The sequence below is a fragment of the Fulvivirga sp. AWR4_260 genome, from assembly GCF_056158185.1.
Window position 1 is genome coordinate 51,955 of sequence record NZ_JBSWSU010000001.1, and the last position, 18,124, is coordinate 70,078.

17 protein-coding genes are annotated in these 18,124 nt (G+C 38.7%); 6 read left to right on the top strand and 11 right to left on the bottom strand.

The window, feature by feature from the left end; all coding sequences use genetic code 11:
- Positions 1-119: 119 nt before the first annotated feature.
- Entirely contained in the window at positions 120-1,685 is a 1,566-nt protein-coding gene (gene rny, locus ACXACQ_RS00250; RefSeq protein WP_474973906.1) for a ribonuclease Y, read from the top strand.
- Positions 1,686-1,793: 108 nt separating this feature from the next.
- Positions 1,794-2,453 (top strand): HAD family hydrolase, encoded by a 660-nt coding sequence (locus ACXACQ_RS00255; RefSeq protein WP_474973907.1) that lies wholly within the window; start codon positions 1,794-1,796, stop codon positions 2,451-2,453.
- Positions 2,454-2,494: 41 nt separating this feature from the next.
- On the opposite strand, the gene ACXACQ_RS00260 is transcribed toward ACXACQ_RS00255, so the two are convergent.
- Entirely contained in the window at positions 2,495-3,583 is a 1,089-nt protein-coding gene (locus tag ACXACQ_RS00260; protein WP_474973908.1) for an aldose epimerase family protein, read from the bottom strand.
- Between the two features lie 222 nt (positions 3,584-3,805).
- Between ACXACQ_RS00260 and ACXACQ_RS00265 the strand changes: the two genes are divergently transcribed.
- Together ACXACQ_RS00265 and ACXACQ_RS00270 are read left to right on the top strand one after the other, a co-directional pair.
- Positions 3,806-4,495, top strand: a complete 690-nt coding sequence (locus tag ACXACQ_RS00265) for an NUDIX hydrolase (protein ID WP_474973909.1) — start codon at positions 3,806-3,808, stop codon at positions 4,493-4,495.
- Positions 4,496-4,592: 97 nt separating this feature from the next.
- Positions 4,593-6,239, top strand: coding sequence for a UxaA family hydrolase (locus ACXACQ_RS00270; RefSeq protein WP_474973910.1), 1,647 nt, complete (start codon positions 4,593-4,595; stop codon positions 6,237-6,239).
- 47 nt (positions 6,240-6,286) lie between these two features.
- On the opposite strand, the gene ACXACQ_RS00275 is transcribed toward ACXACQ_RS00270, so the two are convergent.
- Positions 6,287-6,715, bottom strand: a complete 429-nt coding sequence (locus ACXACQ_RS00275) for a nucleoside deaminase (RefSeq protein WP_474973911.1) — start codon at positions 6,713-6,715, stop codon at positions 6,287-6,289.
- A gap of 97 nt (positions 6,716-6,812) precedes the next feature.
- Here ACXACQ_RS00275 and ACXACQ_RS00280 point away from each other — a divergent pair, with 97 nt between their 5' ends.
- Both ACXACQ_RS00280 and ACXACQ_RS00285 read left to right on the top strand, forming a co-directional pair.
- Positions 6,813-7,838, top strand: a complete 1,026-nt coding sequence (locus ACXACQ_RS00280) for a sodium:calcium antiporter (RefSeq protein ID WP_474973912.1) — start codon at positions 6,813-6,815, stop codon at positions 7,836-7,838.
- Positions 7,839-7,914: 76 nt separating this feature from the next.
- Positions 7,915-8,352 carry an acyl-CoA thioesterase gene (locus ACXACQ_RS00285; RefSeq protein ID WP_474973913.1) on the top strand — a complete coding sequence of 146 codons (438 nt, stop codon included), beginning with the start codon at positions 7,915-7,917 and terminating at the stop codon, positions 8,350-8,352.
- A gap of 50 nt (positions 8,353-8,402) precedes the next feature.
- Here the strand turns inward: ACXACQ_RS00285 and ACXACQ_RS00290 are convergent, their stop codons facing one another.
- From ACXACQ_RS00290 to ACXACQ_RS00330, 9 genes are all read right to left on the bottom strand, one after another.
- The gene (locus tag ACXACQ_RS00290; protein WP_474973914.1) at positions 8,403-8,789 is read right to left on the bottom strand and encodes a VOC family protein; all 387 of its coding nucleotides are present in this window, start codon (positions 8,787-8,789) and stop codon (positions 8,403-8,405) included.
- Between the two features lie 106 nt (positions 8,790-8,895).
- Positions 8,896-9,858, bottom strand: coding sequence for an alpha/beta hydrolase fold domain-containing protein (locus tag ACXACQ_RS00295; protein WP_474973915.1), 963 nt, complete (start codon positions 9,856-9,858; stop codon positions 8,896-8,898).
- On the bottom strand, positions 9,827-10,885 hold the full coding sequence (locus tag ACXACQ_RS00300) for an oxidoreductase (protein ID WP_474973916.1): 1,059 nt from the start codon (positions 10,883-10,885) through the stop codon (positions 9,827-9,829). The genes ACXACQ_RS00295 and ACXACQ_RS00300 overlap by 32 nt, the downstream gene beginning before the upstream one ends.
- Positions 10,886-10,905: 20 nt before the next feature.
- Positions 10,906-11,907: a pectinesterase family protein gene (locus ACXACQ_RS00305; protein ID WP_474973917.1), complete on the bottom strand. Its 1,002-nt coding sequence runs from the start codon at positions 11,905-11,907 to the stop codon at positions 10,906-10,908.
- A complete protein-coding gene (locus ACXACQ_RS00310) occupies positions 11,900-12,703 on the bottom strand; it encodes a rhamnogalacturonan acetylesterase (RefSeq protein ID WP_474973918.1) in 804 nt (267 codons plus the stop codon). The genes ACXACQ_RS00305 and ACXACQ_RS00310 overlap by 8 nt, the downstream gene beginning before the upstream one ends.
- A 3-nt stretch (positions 12,704-12,706) precedes the next feature.
- Positions 12,707-13,447: a rhamnogalacturonan acetylesterase gene (locus tag ACXACQ_RS00315; protein WP_474973919.1), complete on the bottom strand. Its 741-nt coding sequence runs from the start codon at positions 13,445-13,447 to the stop codon at positions 12,707-12,709.
- Between the two features lie 16 nt (positions 13,448-13,463).
- Positions 13,464-15,131 carry a glycoside hydrolase family 28 protein gene (locus ACXACQ_RS00320; protein ID WP_474973920.1) on the bottom strand — a complete coding sequence of 556 codons (1,668 nt, stop codon included), beginning with the start codon at positions 15,129-15,131 and terminating at the stop codon, positions 13,464-13,466.
- 91 nt (positions 15,132-15,222) lie between these two features.
- Entirely contained in the window at positions 15,223-16,476 is a 1,254-nt protein-coding gene (locus ACXACQ_RS00325) for a DUF4861 domain-containing protein (protein ID WP_474973921.1), read from the bottom strand.
- Positions 16,477-16,483: 7 nt separating this feature from the next.
- Entirely contained in the window at positions 16,484-18,070 is a 1,587-nt protein-coding gene (locus ACXACQ_RS00330) for a glycoside hydrolase family 43 protein (RefSeq protein ID WP_474975026.1), read from the bottom strand.
- Positions 18,071-18,124 lie beyond the last annotated feature (54 nt).

Consider the following 18,124-nt stretch of genomic DNA (forward strand, 5'->3'; position numbering starts at 1 on the left):
CATGATTGCAACGATTAATCACGGCTATATATAGATGAAAGGTAAACTTATGCCCATACTATAACTATTTATTCCCTCCAGGTAAAGCACTCAAAGCAACCTAACATAAACATATAGTAATGGCAGAAGCAATTTATATAATACTGGGAAGTCTTATTGGCTTAGGTATTGGTATTATGATAGGCAGATCTCTGATCCGCAAAGTGAATGAAGAAAAAGAACGCGAGCTTGAAGAAAAAGCAAAAGGAATGATGAAAGAAGCTGAAATTTCAGCGGAAAACATCAAAAAGAACAAAATCCTTGAGGCCAAAGAGAAGTTCTTAAAAATGAAATCCGAATTTGAAGAGGAGGTTTCTAAGAAAAAGAACATTATCATCACCAATGAAAACAAGCTTAAGCAAAGAGAACAGCATTTAGCCAAAGAATTTGAGCAGGTAAAACGTAAAGAATCAGACATTAGCAGCCTAAAAGACAAACTCACTAAGCAAATTGATGTAGTGAACAACAAGCAGGCTGAGCTTGATAAATTTAACGAGCAAAAAGTAGCTATCTTAGAAAAGATCTCTAACCTTACCGCTGATGAAGCTAAGGAGCAATTGATGGAATCTTTAAAAGACGAAGCTCAAACAAAGGCCTCATCTTTTATTAAAGATATTTTAGAGGAAGCCAAACTCTCTGCTACTAAGCAAGCACGAAAAATAGTATTAGAAACGATACAACGTACTGCCACTGAGCATGCCATTGAAAACTGTGTATCTGTTTTCAATATAGAAAGTGATGATATCAAAGGTAAAATCATTGGTAGAGAAGGTCGTAATATTAGAGCCCTCGAAGCTGCTACAGGAGTCGAAATTATTGTAGATGATACTCCTGAAGCTATCATCATTTCGGGATTTGACCCTGTAAGAAGAGAAATTGCGAGACTATCACTACATAGACTTGTGGTAGACGGAAGAATTCACCCTGCACGTATTGAAGAAATAGTAGCTAAGACCAAAAAGAATATTGAAGAAGAGATCATTGAGATTGGTGAGCGTACGGTAATTGACCTTGGTATTCACGGTCTTCACCCAGAGCTAATCAAAATGGTGGGTAGAATGCGCTTCAGATCATCTTATGGTCAAAACTTACTACAACACTCAAGAGAAGTAGCCAACTTATGTGCTACCATGGCCTCTGAACTAGGCTTAAACCCTAAACATGCTAAGAGGGCTGGTCTTTTACATGATATCGGTAAAGTATGGCCAGAAGAGCCAGAAAAGCCTCACGCTATCATAGGTATGGAGCTTGCTCAAAAATATAAAGAGCACCCTATAGTGTGTAATGCCATAGGAGCTCACCACGATGAGATTGAAATGACTTCCATGATATCACCAATAATTCAGGCATGTGATGCTATATCAGGTGCTAGACCAGGTGCTAGACGTGAAGTAATGGAAAGCTACATTAAGCGTCTTAAAGAATTAGAACAACTGGCATTAAGCTTTGACGGTGTGCATAAGTGTTATGCGATACAGGCCGGTAGAGAGCTTAGAGTTATGGTAGATGCTGATAATGTTACTGATGATAGAGCAGGACAACTGTCTTACGATATTTCTCAAAAAATAGAAAAAGACATGCAATACCCTGGCCAGATTAAAATTACGGTAATTAGAGAAATGAGATCAGTATCTTATGCTAAGTAATTAGCGAGTTTCTCCTAAACATAGTTTCAAAGAAGCTGTTTGATTATTATACAAGCTATAATAGTCGAGCAGCTTTTTTTTATTTCTCAATCTTAATCTTTTTATACTATGGCTACTAAAGACTTTGCAGTAATTTTTGACATGGATGGTGTAATTGCTGACACCAATCCGCACCACGAAAAATCCATCAAGGAGTTTTGCAAGAAATACAACAAAGAGGTAAGTGACGAATTTCTAAAAGAAAAAGTATACGGAAGAAGAAACGAAACATGGATACCTGAGCTATTTGGGAAAATGGAATATCCTGAGCTAAAAAACTATGCTGATGAAAAAGAAGAGTTATTCAGAGATATTTACCATAGCGAACTGGAAGCAATTCAAGGGCTTCCCCAATTCTTAAATAACTTAAATAATGCAGAAATTAAAATGGCAGTAGCTACGTCTGCACCAAAGGAAAATGCTGACTTTATATTACAAGGCTTAAATATTGAACCATTGTTTCACGCCATATTACATTCGGCTCATGTTAGCCAAGGCAAACCTCATCCTCAAATTTATCAAAAGGCAGCTCAGGCCCTCAACTATAGTCCTGATCGGTGTATAGTATTTGAAGACTCTCTTTCAGGAATTGCTGCCGCGCAGGCTGCGGGGTGCAAGGTAATAGGAATAACCACCACCCACAGCGAAGCCGAATTGGCTCATTGTGATATGATTATCAAAGACTTTAAGGTGGTGAGTATCTCTATATTAGAAAGCTTATTTGAATAAAAAAAGCAGCATTTAAAATGCTGCTCCTTAGTTCGTAAATATTATGCTTGTTCCGTTTTAAAACCAAATATGGTTTTTGAATGGAATTTCTCTCCAGGGTTGAGCAATGTAGTAGGAAAATCGCTTTGATTAGGACTATCAGGGTAATGCTGCGTTTCTAAACATACCGCACTTCTTTCGTCATAGCTAACACCTTCTTTGCCTGTTAGAGATGCATCTAAAAAATTACTAGTATATACCTGCATGGCTGGCTCAGTAGTAAATACCTCTAATATTCTGCCAGAAGGCATGTGCTTTAAAAAAGCAGCTTTCACTAACTCTTTGTCATTATTTTCAAAAATCCAGCTATGATCATAACCTTTAGCCAGCTCCAATTGCTCATAGGCCGCGCTGATGTCTTTTCCTATTTTCTTGCCACTGGTAAAATCAAACGGAGTACCGTCCACTCCACGTCTTTCACCTGTTGGAATTAAGTCTTTATTAATTGGCAAAAATTTATTAGCCCATACCGTTAACTCATGATCCAAAACAGAAGTTGAAGGATCAGCCGAAAGGTTAAAATATGTATGTTGCGTGAGGTTGATTACTGTTTTCTGATCAGTGGTAGCGAAATATTCTATCTCTAAATTATCCTCATTAGTTAACCTGTAAATCACTTTCACAGACAAGTTACCAGGAAAACCTTCCTCCATATGCTCACTCTCATAAGTCATTGATAAGGCCACATCGTTATCTCCTTGCAAAATTTCAACTGCCCATATTTTCTTATCAAAACCTACCACGCCTCCATGTAAACAGTTGGCACCATTATTTTGAGCCAAGGTATACTCCTTGCCATCAATACTGAATTTACCATTGGCTATTCTATTGGCATACCTTCCCACTAACGCACCCATATAGGGGCTATCTCCTTCATAAGTTTCTATGTTATTAAAACCCAAAACAATGTCACCCAAGTTACCCTCCTTATCTGGGGTTTTAATTGAAGTAATCACTCCACCAAAATCTAACACTGTAACCTCAATACCATTTTGGTTACTTAATGTATATGATTTCACCGAGTTGCCTCCTGCTGTCTTGCCGAAATCTTCAATTTTAACAGATAATTCTTTTGTAGATAGACTTTGCATAATTAAGAATGTTAACCAATGTTAATAGATTTTACCATGTGTACACACAAAATAATTCTTCATTATGTACAAATGCAGTAAAGAAGGTTAAAGTTATAAAAACAAAACGATAATGTACATAATATGAAAAACAGGCGTTTAAATATAAAACCTATCACTATTAGCTAAATGCTTTTAGTATTAACTTTGAATATTTAACAGAATTTTAAATTCATTTTGAAAATGATCAGCACATATCATAAGGAATATAAAGTTCTTCTTGCTGTAGATTGTATTATTTTTGGTTTTGACGAAAACCGATTAAAAGTTTTACTCATCAAACGGGGTTTTGAACCTGAAAAAGGAAAATGGTCTTTGATGGGAGGCTTTTTAAAAGAAGACGATACTTTAGATACTGCAGCACAAAGAGTTTTATATGACCTAACAGCATTATCAAACCTATACCTAGAACAACTTTTTACTTTCAGCGAGGTAAATCGTGACCCCGAAGAAAGAACTATTTCTGTTGCCTACTATGCTTTATTAAATATGGCAGAAATGCAACAACAACTCTCTTCAGAATATAGCGCAAAATGGTTTGATATAGACGAACTACCTCAACTCATCTTTGACCATGAAGAGATGGTACATAAAGCTATTGAAAGGTTAAAGTACAGAAGCGCCACCGAACCGGTAACCTTTGAGTTGCTACCTAAAAAGTTTACCATGCGCCAGCTACAATTACTTTACGAGCAGATTTATGGCCAAGGTTTAGATAAAGGCAATTTTACTAAAAAGATCAATGCGCTCAATATTCTAAAAAAATTAGATGAAAAAGATATGACCTCCAGCAAAAAAGGTTCTTATCTGTTTCAATTTGACCAAGAAAAGTATAATCATAAAATAGCTAAGGGCTTTTCCTTTAAAGTTTAAGCATCTCAACCTCAGATGCCCTTAAAAAATATTGGCATTTGTGATTTTATTTCGTACAATTGTGCTGTGCAATCGATTGCACATAAACAATTGAAATATGCCACAACGAGTACTTAAAATTCACCCTGACGATAATGTGATAGTAGCATTGGATAATTTAACTGCTGGCGAAACGATCCATTTTAACGGCAAACAAATCCATATAACTCACGATGTACCAGCCAAACATAAGTTTGCAGAGTTTGATTTAGTGAAGGAAGATAAAATAATTATGTATGGTATTTTGGTGGGTAAAGCTGTAGATCCTATACAAGCAGGAGAAGTACTTACCATCACAAATGTAAAACACCAAGCCTCTTCATTCACAAAAAAAACTACTACCACCAACTGGTCTGCCCCTGACGTAAGCAAATGGGACAATGCTTCTTTTATGGGATTCCACCGTGAAGACGGCCAAGTAGGTACGGCCAACTATTGGCTTGTGATACCTCTGGTATTTTGTGAAAACAGAAATGTAAACACTATACAACAAGCCTTTATGCACGAACTAGGTTTTGCTAAAACCGATGTTTATCAATCCTATGTGCATGAAATGGTAGAATTGTATCAAAAAGGAGAAACAGATAAAATCAAAGAACTACAATTACAACAAGTAGCTGATCAGACTCCTGAAAAACTTTTTAAAAATATAGATGGCATCCGTTTTTTAACCCACGAAGGTGGATGCGGTGGCATCAGGCAAGACTCAGAGATGTTGTGCGGATTATTAGCCGGGTATATTAACAACCCCAACGTAGCGGGCGCCACAGTATTAAGTTTAGGTTGCCAAAATGCACAAATATCTATCTTGCAAGATAAGCTCAACAAAGTAAATGCTGACATTAAAAAACCTTTGATTATACTGGAGCAACAGAAAGAAGGTACTGAAAAAGAAATGCTGACCAAGGCTATAAAAGAAACTTTTATAGGCATGATGGAAGCCAACCAGCAAGAGAGGAAACCTGCACCACTAAGCAAGTTGGTGATAGGCCTTGAATGTGGCGGATCGGATGGCTTTTCAGGAATATCAGCCAACCCAACGGTAGGGCAAGTTTCTGACTTTATAGTAGCGCTTGGAGGAAAATCGATACTATCGGAGTTCCCTGAACTTTGTGGGGTAGAACAAGAGTTAATAAATCGCTGTACTAATGATGGTATAGCTGAGAAGTTCAGTGACTTAATGAAGGCATATTCTAATGCCGCGGAAGCAGTAGGTTCAGGGTTTGATATGAACCCTAGCCCGGGAAATATAAAAGATGGCCTTATTACGGATGCCATTAAATCTGCCGGAGCAGCCAAAAAAGGAGGCACTTCACCTGTTACCGATGTACTGGATTATACTGAATACGCTACAAAATCGGGACTGAATTTATTATGCACTCCTGGAAATGATGTAGAAAGCACTACGGCTATGGCCGGTTCAGGAGCAAATATTATATTATTCACTACAGGGTTAGGCACACCTACAGGCAATCCCATTACTCCGGTTATAAAAGTGTCATCGAACACAAAACTTGCGGAGCGCATGCCCGATATTATAGATGTAAATACGGGGCCTGTTATTGAGGGTACCAAAAGCATAGAAGAAATGGGAACAGAAATGCTGGATTTTATAATTGATGTAGCCAGTGGTAACATCGCTACCAAGGCTATGCAATTAAATCAAGCGGACTTCATTCCCTGGAAACGAGGAGTTTCACTTTAATTACACACATTTCCATTAGCGGTTGTAAGTATTACAACCGCTTTTTTTTATTCTGCTATATCTTCATTCCAAAGTGTAGGATTCTCTTTGATAAAGGTTTCCATCATAGTAATAGTCTCCTTATCGTTCAACAACTCCACTTCCACTCCATTTTGCTGCAAAAAAGGAATATTACCTTCAAAATTGACATTTTCACCTATTACCACTCTTTTTATTTTAAATTGTAAAATAGTGCCTGTACACATCATACAAGGACTTAAGGTAGTATACATAGTAGCCCCTTCGTAGCTCGATTGCCTTCCTGCATTTTGCATACAATCCATTTCTCCGTGTAAAATTGGGTTATCGCGCTGCACACGTTGGTTATGGCCTTTGCCAATAATCTCCCCATCCTTAACTAATACTGCCCCTATAGGTATGCCACCTTCTGCTAACCCTTTTTTCGCCTGATTTAATGCTTCCTGATAATATTGCATACTAGAATTGATATATTTTTTAAATTGGGTTACACATTAAACCCTTTATAACATTTGAAGTTAATCATTACAGTAAACAAAACTAAATAATACCCCTGTGTCCTTACTAATCCTCTACATCGGCATCATTATCATATCTACCATAGCGGTTTGGAAAAGCAGCGACTGGCTAGAGGTAAGCTCCCAAAGATTATCCACTTACTATAACTTGCCTGCCGTAGTTCAAGGAGCAATTATTGCCGCTATAGGCTCTAGTTTCCCAGAACTTTCTACCACCGTACTTTCCACACTGCTACATGGAGAATTTGAACTAGGTGTAGGAGCAATAGTAGGCTCTGCTATTTTTAACATATTGATGATACCTGCACTTTCGGGTTTATTTAGTAAAAAACTAGAAGCCGACAGAATACTGATTTATAAAGATGCACAGTTTTATATCACCTCAGTAGCCGTATTATTGCTTACATTTTCTCTTGCCGTAATTTACAACCCGGTAGAAGGAAAACATTTAGTAGGAGAAATGACCAGAACCATAGCCTTAATTCCTCTCCTCCTCTACGTATTATATATCTTTTTACAACAGCAAGAAACATCAGAATACCAAAAAGAATTTGCCAATAAAGAAAAACCTAAAAACATAAAGCCAAGCAAAGAATGGCTCAAATTAGTGGCTAGTTTGGCCGTAATAGTAGTGGGAGTAGAGGGACTAGTAAGAGGTGCACTGTTTTTAGGAGAATACCTCAGCACACCCAGCTTCTTTTGGGGAATAACTGTAATAGCAGCCGCCACCAGCATACCCGATGCCTTTGTAAGTATTAAAATGGCAAGAAAAGGCAATGCGTTATCTAGCTTAGCAAACACCATAGGTAGTAATATTTTTGACTTGTTAGTGGCTTTGCCTTTAGGCGTGGTTATAGCAGGTGCCTCGGAAGTAGACTTTGCTTTGGCTATACCACTTATGTTATTCCTTACTTTTGCCACTATATTATTATTTGCAATGCTCAGAACCAGGCTAATGCTGTCACGGTTAGAATGCTACATTCTGCTATTTAGCTATCTGCTTTTCTTATTATGGATGATTCTTGAAACATTTACAGGCTTCTCCTTATTAAATACCCAATAGATTTATAGTGCGCCAATTTTGTCATACAACAAATAGAAACGTATCTTTATACTCGTCATGCATAACAAATTTTAACATGGATAATAATCAATATTCTTTTAATATATTATGGTCTCAAATTGATGCCAACCAACACTTGCGCCATTCTGCCTATGCTGATTTTGCGGCTCAGGCGCGTTTAGAGGCCCTAAAAAATATAGGGTTTGATATGAAAGTGTTTAAGACACTAGGCATAGGGCCAATTCTTTTCAGAGAAGAAATTATATACTTACGCGAAGTATCTCCTAATGATACCATAACACTCACGGCTGACTTAATTAAATGCCGAAAAGACGGATCGAGGTGGTCTATCCGCCATGATGTATTTAGAAGCGATGGCATAAAAGCGGCACAAATTAATGTAGATGGAGCTTGGCTAGACTTAGAAAAAAGAAAATTAGCTAAACTACCGGACGATTTGGTGGAAAATTTCCTAAGTATACCCAAAGCCGAGGGCTTTGAGTGGTCAGAATAAAGCTACAAGCCTACTCGCAGACATGGTTCTGTGAGCTGGCCTTTAGTCTTTCATTTCAGCATAGGAATGGCCCTTTTGCATAGCTGTACTGATAACCCCCATGGATCTCTCATCATTACCAAGTGTGAACCATCTACCAAAGTTTGATTAGATAACTCTACCGCACCGGCCTCTTGCAGTCTTTTGCTGTCCGCATCTGGATCATCAGAAACAAAAGCTAAATGAACAATTAACGGGTTCATACTGGCATAATCAGGGATTTCTGCCTCGTTATTATTATAAATTTCTATCATCATTTTACCACTATCATCAGCGATAAAAGTCATATAAGGAGGCTCTTTCAGCTGCTTTACCACGGTCATACCTAAGTGCTCTACGTACCAATCGGCCATGGCTAGTGGTTCCTTAACGTTAAGTGCAAAATGTTCTAATTTCATGACGCTTAATCTACTTATGAGTTATGTAATATAAATTTATTGATAATCTACGCTCAGCGCAAAATACCAGCCATATATCTCTGTATTAATTATGAAATAAGTAGACTTATTTGAATACCTTTTTCAAAAAATCTTGTGTGTGAGCGAAGGTTGGTTCAAACCACGGGTTAACTAACCAAAATGAATGTGGCGATTGACTCAATGTATGCTGCTCATGATATATACCGTGTTCATCAAGAATCTCCAACATGTCATCCCTACCAGCATGAAACCTAGGCTGCGCACTATTGATAAATAACGTTGGCGGAGTATTTTGATTAACATATCCTAATGGAGACGCTTCTCTCCATATTTCAGGCAACTCGCTCTTTCCTCCGCCCAACCACTTGGCGGCATACCTTCCCTCTTCTGCCTCAGGGTGAATAAATGATACTATACCATCAATGTTTATAATGGCTTGCACTGCACTAGAGTAATTTAATTCTCCCTCTTTACCTTCTAATTGAGCCCAATCTCCTGTCACTCCTAAAAGAGTGGCCAGTTGAGCCCCTGCAGAACACCCCAATACTGCTATTTTATCTGGATTAATGTGGTAAACTCTAGCATTGGCACGCATCCAGCGGATAGCTGCTTTCAGATCGTGTACGGCAGCCGGATATGGTACTTCTGGACTTAATCTGTACTCAGGCACCACTGCCACATAACCCGCATTTGCTAGTTTTTGAGCCATAGGAACTTGATTCGCCTTCTCGCCTGAACTCCACCCCCCTCCGAATATGAGTAAAATAGCTGGGTATTCCTTTTTAGCATTACTACTAGGGTAGAATATATCTAAGGTTAGCGCTCTTCCTACATTTACATATGGCACATCATATTTTTCAGTAACAGACTTAAATGAAAATGGAGTTATTGGAGATACTTCGGGGTAGTGCTTCTTTATTTTTAGGTAGGCACTTTGAATGGAATAAGATGTATCTCTAGGGTATTGTTGAGCCTTTGCAACCGAAAAGCTCAACAATAATATAATAAAGCTAACTTTACGAAAACGGTACAGTTCTTTTTTCTTCATAACTTTTCATAGCCAGTTCTATAATTCTAATAGTATTTCTAGCCTCTTCTGGTTTTACGGCCAACTCTTCATTATAAGCAATGGCTCTGTATACATTGGCATAAAATTCAGGGTAATTGCCTTGTGCACTTTTTACAGGTTTTCTGTAATCTTCACCATCCTCTACATAATTAATTACACCCCAAATGTTCTCTGGCTCAGTCCCCCAATCACTATCAGACAAGGACTTTTCACCTTTGTCTAAGGTAGCTTCTTGCACATCTAATCCGTACTTAACAAAACTTCCTTGCTCTCCTAACAAAATATATTTTGGCAACCTTTCCTTTACCAGCATGCCCGATTTTATTGTCACTTTTAACTTATCGTAATGTAAGAGCAATTCAAAATTATCTACTATTTCGCCTCCACTACGCTGCTTTGACATGAAAGCCGTAATTTCCTGTGGTACACCAAACAAGACCTGCGCCTGATCTATCATATGAGACCCCAAGTCATAGAGCAAGCCTGTACCTAAAGATCCATCTTCTTTCCAAGTGTTTTCTTTAACAAAGTTTCTAAAACGATCAAAATGAGACTCAAATTCAACCAAACGCCCTAGTTTACCTTCTGCTATTACTCTTTTTAAAGTTAAAAAGTCACTATCCCATCTTCTATTTTGATAAACTGAAATCAATTTACCTTTTTCTTTGCTTATGGCTATCAGCTCATCAGCCTGAGCTGCAGTAACAGTAAATGGTTTATCTACTACCAAATGTTTGCCCGCTTGCAGTACAGCTTTACCTACTTCATAATGCGCACTGTTGGGGATTACCACTGCCACTAAATCAATTTCAGGATCATTAATAATATCATCACTATCAGACACCACCTCTACATGAGGATATTGCCTATTAATCAGCTCGATTTTATCCTGCTTAGTTTCCCTTATTTTTACTAGTTCAAGGCCTTCTGTATAATTGATTAAAGGTGCATGAAAGACTCTTCCTCCTAAACCAAAACCAATAAGACCTACTTTAATATTTGCCATTCGATTATTCTTCTTTTTATTTACCTATGAATATACCAACCTCTATCATACTTATTGGTTTCATATTTATGGAAGATATTCGATAGAATGTACTTTTTAGCTTGCTTTTTAGTGAGAATGTGGGCCCATTTAACTCTTGACTCTGGGAGGTAACCTTCTCCATTATTCTCATATTCGGCATAAAATGTATTTTCTTCAGCCTCTGGCTTAGACCAATTATGCCAACCTTCTGGAGTGATAAAACGGCCTAAGTTACAATGTATAAAAACAGTTTTGGCATAAGGTCTCCAAGGCCTGCCTAAATAAGCATGAGTCACATCTTGTGCTCCTGTAACCTTACAGTGCATAAATACATAGCCAAAATCCACCCCCTCTGGAGTAGATGCAGCAGTTATATAAGACTCAGCCTTTGCATGTATCTCGCATTGATCAAAAACTACTGTTGCTGCCCCAAAAATAAAATCAGTAGTTCCTTCTATATAGCAGTTCGTTATATACTGCCTATGCCTTTCTCCTGCAGTATATAACGTATCCTGATTACCTTTAATAGAACAATTACGCACAACACACCTATCTGCGGTTAGCGCCAAAGCCACGGCTTGCCCTACTGGACCGGCAGTATTCTCTATAGTCAAGTTTTCGGCTATGAAATCATTTCCTTCCACCAAAAGCGTGGGTGTCATAAAGGTACTGTTGCGTCCTTTATCTATTTTCGAAAAGTAATCATCATAGCTAATGATAGTTTTTTCTCTACTTTCTCCTGACAAAGTGAGCATATTATTCCATGCATATACCTTTACCTTTTCATGGTAAAAGCCATTTTTAATAAAGATGGTAATTCGCTTATCAGGAAAGGCTTTGGTATTATCAATGGCATCTTGGATGGTGGTATAATCTCCTGAGCCATCTTGTGCCACCACCATGTAGTAATCTACTTGAAGTGTAGCGTAGCAGGTAGATAACAATACCGACTGTACGCCTGTAGTAATTATTAAAATAAGCCAAAGAAAGTGCCTATTCATGACCTTTAGGATATTCTATATTTTTCATTGCTTCATACACTAATTGAGCAACGGCTTTAGCTCCTTCCGGCTGAAAATGCGTGTTATCACTCTGCCCTTCAGGGTAAGCTTGGTATTTACCTGCAGGTAAATTCATAAAGTAATGATCTGTAACATAAGTTTGTCCCTTTTCACTAAATGCGTTCATTGATAGTTCGTTGAGGTCAATCAATGGCACTTTGTATTCATTAGCCACATCAATAGCTGCTTGCGGATATTCACCATGAACATTTTCCAAGTGGCCTTCTTTCCAAGGGTAGTTTCTACAAACTGGCGTAAGCACTATTGGAATGGCTTCTTTTTGCAACGATTGTTCAACAAAGAGCCTCAGAAACTCTTTATAACCTTCAATATCTACATACCTTTCTGTTTTATTCTCTGCCGCATCATTATGCCCAAATTGCATAATTACTATATCATTCTTATTCAGGCTTTTATACACACTCCTCCACCTTCCTTCCTGAAAAAATGTTCGGGTACTTCTCCCTCCTCTGGCACGATCATCAACCACCACACTGTCAGCCTCGCTGAGTAATGTGATATCAGTAAGATTATCGGAAGAGAAAAACTGCTGAAAAACCTGCCCCCAGCCTGTAACCGGATATCGGGTTTTCATATAATCTTTACCCGGCTCATAGTTATTGGCATAATCTGCCACGGTAGAGTCTCCTATTAAATAAATATGCACCACTTCATCATTTAGAATAGACTTAAAATGGGGTGTAAACACGAATAATAAAACAGCTAAGTATTTCAAAATTTAATCTTTTAAGTATTTTCTTAATTCGGGCACATTACTTTTGAGCTCGGCCACCACTAAATCTGCCACCCTAAACGCGCCATAAGGAGAAAGGTGAGTGTCATCTTCTCGCCCCTCAGGCAGAGATGGATATTCTCCCGGATTAATGTGTAAAAAGAGCTTTTTAGACTCCTCTTGACCATAGGCTATGAGCAGCTTTTCAGTTTCCTTTTGCATATCTAGCAACGGCACTTTTTCTTCTTTGGCTACTTCTCTTACCACTTCGGGATACTTGCCATGGGTTTCATAAAACTTACCCTCTTTATCAAACCTTCTACGAACAATAGGAGTAGCTAAAATAGGCTTCCCTCCTTTGGCTCGTGTATCAGCTATGTACTTTTTTAGGTTAGCTCTGTAGGCTTTATCAGGGTCTGTATATCGCTTCGGATCCTTCTTTTTTTCATCATTATGCCCAAACTCAATAATAACATAATCGCCAGGTTGAATTAATGAAAGTACTTTATCCCAGCGGCCTTCATCCATAAAGCTCTTGGTACTTCTCCCATTTACCGCATGGTTGTCTACCGTGATGCCTTGTTTAAAATAAAGTGGAAATACCTGCCCCCATCCCTTCTCGGGGTTGCCATCTATAAATGGCTTATCAGCCACAGTGGAGTCTGCCACCAAAAAAATGGTAATGTTATCCTTTTGCACAAAGACATTAAAAGGAACCAAAAATAGTAATAGTAAGAGGGTCTTCATGTTTTAATCTGCGCTTTTACTTGAGCTTTACAGCCTTTTTCTTTACTTCTTTACCAGTTACAATAGCATCTTCTTTTAATGTGCTATTGGTAAAAGTGATTTTATCTGAACCAGATCCAATCACCCTAATGGCCTTGGCTTCTGTATTTTCATAGCTTAATCCATCAATACTTATATTGGAGCTATTATAGATCGTAATTGTTTTACCTTTTTCAGTCATTACTTTCACATTCTTCATGAGAAGCTGATCAGTATCTATCATGGTAATACCATTTTTTGCTTCTAGCAATACATTCTCTAGGGTAACATTGCTCAGTTTCATTTCTGGCAAGCCTTGAAATAGCCCCGCAGTACCAGACCCTGTAGCGGTAATATTTTTCATGTAAATATTTTTAAAAGCAGGTGTTTCTTCACTTACAGGCACTAGCTCCGTTTCTCCTACTTCCATGGCTTCTTGGCCTTCTTCAGGAATGGGAGATGCTCCTCCATAAAACATATTAAAACGAATGGCCTCAGTAGGTATGTCTATCATGTCGATATCATTAATGTAGATGTTTTCCACTACTCCTCCTCTTCCACGGGTGCTTTTAAACCGCAGTCCTACATCAGTACCTATGAAAGTACAGTTAGCGACCAACACATTTTTCACCCCTCCTGACATCTCGCTTCCTACTACAAAACCACCATGCCCATGATAAACGGTATTATATTTCACAATAGCATTTTCAGTAGGCATACCTCTTTTACGCCCATCGGCATCCTTCCCCGATTTAAAACAGATAGCATCATCACCTACATCAAAGGAATTATTATATACCAAAGTGTTTTTGCACGATTCTAAATCCAGCCCATCTCCATTTTGAGAATACCATGGATTTCTCACCGTAAGGTTTCGTATAATTACATCTTCACACATCAATGGGTGCAGATTCCAAGCTGGGGAATTTTGAAAAGTAGGACCATCTAACAGCACCTTTTTACACTGAACAAAGCTTACCATTACAGGTCTTAAAAAATCTTTTACTTTTTCAAATTCTGCCTTAGTTTTAAATGGAGGCACATTGAAATTTTGAGTTAATTTATTGGCTTCCTCATAGGCTTTGGATGGGTACCATGTTTTTTTATCTGCACTGAGTACTCCTCCAGATTTCACTAATGCTTTCCACTGAGAGGGAGCCATTTTACTTTCTTTGACCGGTCGCCATGAGCTTCCTGAGCCATCGATCACGCCCTTTCCAGTAATAGCAATATTTTCTAGCCCTTCACCTGATATTGGCGACTGACACCTATAAGTCTCAAGACCTTCGAAGCTCGTCTCTATAAGAGGATATTTGCTTTTATCATCGCTAAAAATTATTAATGCCCCTTGTTCTGTATAGAGATTGATGTTGTTTTTAAAAACAATGGGACCTGTTAACCATATACCGCGTGGCACCACTACCTTACCTCCACCTTTTTGAGATATGGCATCTATGGTTTTTGCAAAAGCGGCTGTATTATCATACAAACCATCTCCCACGGCACCATAGTCAGTGATGCTTGCGGTATGATCAGGAAAACTTGGTTCCTTTACACGAGGCATATCAAATTCCACCCCTGCGTATATGTCTTCAATAGTCTGGGTTTTTCCTTGAAAAAAAGATAAAAACAGTACTATTGGCAATAATCTTTGTAGTAGCTTCATGTGAATCATTTAATTATTCGAACACCTACTGGAATGACCTAAATTGCCTCACTATCAATGAAACCACAGCGACCATTCCATAGGTAAAAATTTATTTATTGATAGATACCTCTACAGGATGTGCTAATTCCTTAGCCGTTTCTTTTAGGTACTCAACAAATTGGTCTTGCGTGGTTATACCCTCAGCTTCTTTCTCCCATGCTGCAAGAAAATAATAAGTAAGCTTTTTACCTGCTGGCTTTAAGGTTACTACATGGCTATGCTCATCTTCGGTAAAACTCATGAAATTATCAGGGGCAAACATCACTGCCAGTCCCAGCTTATCATTATTAAGGCTTTGAGCTCCGTAAGTAGCTATATACCCCCACCCATCAGCGTCTCCTTCTGACGTAAACAATTCAGTCCCTTCATCTTTATGTAAACCTGTTGCTATATTATCAAGGTCATTTTCTAAGGTCAAAGCTTCTTTTGATAGCCTAGTGCCCGCATGTATGCTAATCACGGACTTAAGATCAAGCTCTTTTCCTGCCACTTTCCACCCATAATAATCTGTTTGTACTGAAGAATAAACAGGCCCATTTTCTGCCACCTTGCTAATTACACTATCAGTTTCAGCCACGCGCATAGCCTTATCCTCCTGAAAGGTAGCAATAGACCCCAACCCTAAGGATTTACCTACTTTTAGCACGTCCATTCCCCAATCACTCAATTCGTGATAAGAATCAAAATTATCTTGTCCTACATGCTGTAATTCCATGCTATGAACGGTTTTACCAAAAACATCAGTAGCATTTCTCCAATCGAGATAAAATCTATACCCCACCAAATCTGACTCCCATCCCGGACCTTCATAACGGATAAACCATGAATGGTCAGTGTGCTCATCAGGTACTCTTAAAGAATCTATGTTTTCGAATTGTCCTCCAATGTATTCTCTATTTTCAAACTTGCCACCTTTTTTAATAGAGAGTTCTGCCTGCGTTCTTTTAGGGTAATCATGCTTTCTTTCGCCTTCAACATCATACTGAATAGTGTATTCTTTATGGGCAGATGCAGCCAAATCATCAATAACAAAAGCAATACCTTTATCTCCCTTATTATTGTATTGAGAAGGAATCTCCGTAGTTCCATCCATTACTGTAAATGCTTTCTTATTAAAATCAGAAGGCAAATCACTTTCTGTAATCATAACAAGTGTACCTGTACGCTTCTGAGCCAAAGGATTACTTACCGATACGGTAAATTCTGTTTTCTTCTCTATTTCGGTGTTTTTAGTTTCTTTTTTAGTGCTACCATTACATCCGAATAGTACCACTAGAGCGGCTAGCCATAAATTTTTACGCATTATAATATTATTTTAAAGGTGTAAATCTGAACCAATCGTAATTGGCGTATCCTGAATCATTTATTTTATCTTCTCTCAAAGCAAAAATTCCTACTTTAGCTCCTATCCACCGCCCGGGAACGGCTGTAAAAACCTCTCCTACCTTCTTGAAATTCTTGCCATTATCGCTGTAACTAAACTGGCATTTGGCTCCCGTACTTACTTCCACCCGGAAGTAAACCTCATTACCTTTTAACTTGGCAATAATTTTCTGTTCTTCTTTATTACCATGCCTTACATCGTAGGCCGTTGCATATTCTATATAAATGCCATCTTCTTTACTCACAAGGTTGATGTGGGCATAATCTTGCCCCATTATAATAAGCCCTGTTCTTTCGTTTTGTAAATCTTTATTGGGATAAAAATTCAGTTTTGTAGTGGTTACAAACTCCTGAGCGGGAAACTTCTGCAGCAAGAGATTAGGCACTCCCCATAGACTCTTGGCATCTTGTGGCACTTGATCCGTATACAGCCTAAGATAACCTTTAGCTGCATTTGAGAAAGCCCAAGTGGCCTTAGGGTTGGCATGCCACTGCCATTGTAAGCCTAAGTTATTGTGGTTAAACTCATCCGTATCAGGTGGTGTTTGTACAGGGTAAATTCTACCTACGTTAGGCTTCTTATACACCAAAACCGGCTCTCCTTTACCGTCTCCATCTTTATCATCACCAATAATAGGCCAGTTATTTTCCCATTTCATAGGTTGTAAATGAACGATTCTGCCATAAGCCTCCCTATCTTGAAAATGAGCAAACCAGCTTTCGCCTGATTCTAACTCTACCCAACCGCCTTGATGTGGACCATTTACCTGAGTACTGCCCTGGTCCATTACTATTTTGTCTTCATATGGCCCTAATACATTTTTTGACCTGAGCACCATTTGCCAGCCAGTGGGCACACCTCCCGCAGGCGCAAATATGTAGTAATAACCATTGCGTTTGTAAAATTTAGGCCCCTCTATGGTCGGGTGGTTTTCATGCCCGTCAAATACTAATGTGCCTTCATCTAACAGTGCGGTACCATCAGGGCGCATGCTGTTCACTACCAAAACGCTTTTTATACCTGCCCTGCTACCCGCATAAGCATGCACGAGGTACGCCTTACCATCTTCATCCCAAAGCGGACAAGGATCTATTAACCCTTTGCCTTCTTGCACCAAAACCGGTTTTTCCCAAGGCCCTTTTGGATCTTTCGACTTCACCATATAAATGCCAAAGTCGGGATCTCCATAGTAGATAAAAAACTCTCCCTGATGATAACGAATGGCTGGTGCCCAAACCCCATTGCCATGCTGAGGAAGGGAAAAATGGTCAAAAGGAGGTTGCCTTTCCAGCGCATACCCTATCAGGTTCCAGTTTACTAAATCTTTAGAATGCAAAATGGGTAGCCCCGGAGTAGCATTGAAGCTAGAAGCCGTCATGTAAAAATCATCTCCTACCTTACATATATCGGGGTCAGAATAGTCTGCATATAAGATTGGATTTTTAAACGTTCCATCGCCTTTATCAGCTACCCATACCTCCGACACAGAGGAAGAATTTTGTGAAAAGCACACGAGTGGCTGTAGCCACACTATAAATATCGGGCATAAGTAAAAGATTGCTCTTAA

Excerpts from the sequence above, each read along its gene's own strand:
- ACXACQ_RS00275 (WP_474973911.1), bottom strand. The coding sequence starts at position 6,715 with ATGCAATATTATCAGGAAGCATTAAATCAGGCGAAAAAAGGGTTAGCA.
- ACXACQ_RS00265 (WP_474973909.1), top strand. The coding sequence starts at position 3,806 with ATGATCAGCACATATCATAAGGAATATAAAGTTCTTCTTGCTGTAGAT.
- ACXACQ_RS00305 (WP_474973917.1), bottom strand. The coding sequence starts at position 11,907 with ATGAATAGGCACTTTCTTTGGCTTATTTTAATAATTACTACAGGCGTA.
- rny (WP_474973906.1), top strand. The coding sequence starts at position 120 with ATGGCAGAAGCAATTTATATAATACTGGGAAGTCTTATTGGCTTAGGT.
- ACXACQ_RS00285 (WP_474973913.1), top strand. The coding sequence starts at position 7,915 with ATGGATAATAATCAATATTCTTTTAATATATTATGGTCTCAAATTGAT.
- ACXACQ_RS00315 (WP_474973919.1), bottom strand. The coding sequence starts at position 13,447 with ATGAAGACCCTCTTACTATTACTATTTTTGGTTCCTTTTAATGTCTTT.
- ACXACQ_RS00260 (WP_474973908.1), bottom strand. The coding sequence starts at position 3,583 with ATGCAAAGTCTATCTACAAAAGAATTATCTGTTAAAATTGAAGATTTC.
- ACXACQ_RS00270 (WP_474973910.1), top strand. The coding sequence starts at position 4,593 with ATGCCACAACGAGTACTTAAAATTCACCCTGACGATAATGTGATAGTA.
- ACXACQ_RS00300 (WP_474973916.1), bottom strand. The coding sequence starts at position 10,885 with ATGGCAAATATTAAAGTAGGTCTTATTGGTTTTGGTTTAGGAGGAAGA.
- ACXACQ_RS00290 (WP_474973914.1), bottom strand. The coding sequence starts at position 8,789 with ATGAAATTAGAACATTTTGCACTTAACGTTAAGGAACCACTAGCCATG.
- ACXACQ_RS00295 (WP_474973915.1), bottom strand. The coding sequence starts at position 9,858 with ATGAAGAAAAAAGAACTGTACCGTTTTCGTAAAGTTAGCTTTATTATA.
- ACXACQ_RS00320 (WP_474973920.1), bottom strand. The coding sequence starts at position 15,131 with ATGAAGCTACTACAAAGATTATTGCCAATAGTACTGTTTTTATCTTTT.
- ACXACQ_RS00255 (WP_474973907.1), top strand. The coding sequence starts at position 1,794 with ATGGCTACTAAAGACTTTGCAGTAATTTTTGACATGGATGGTGTAATT.
- ACXACQ_RS00325 (WP_474973921.1), bottom strand. The coding sequence starts at position 16,476 with ATGCGTAAAAATTTATGGCTAGCCGCTCTAGTGGTACTATTCGGATGT.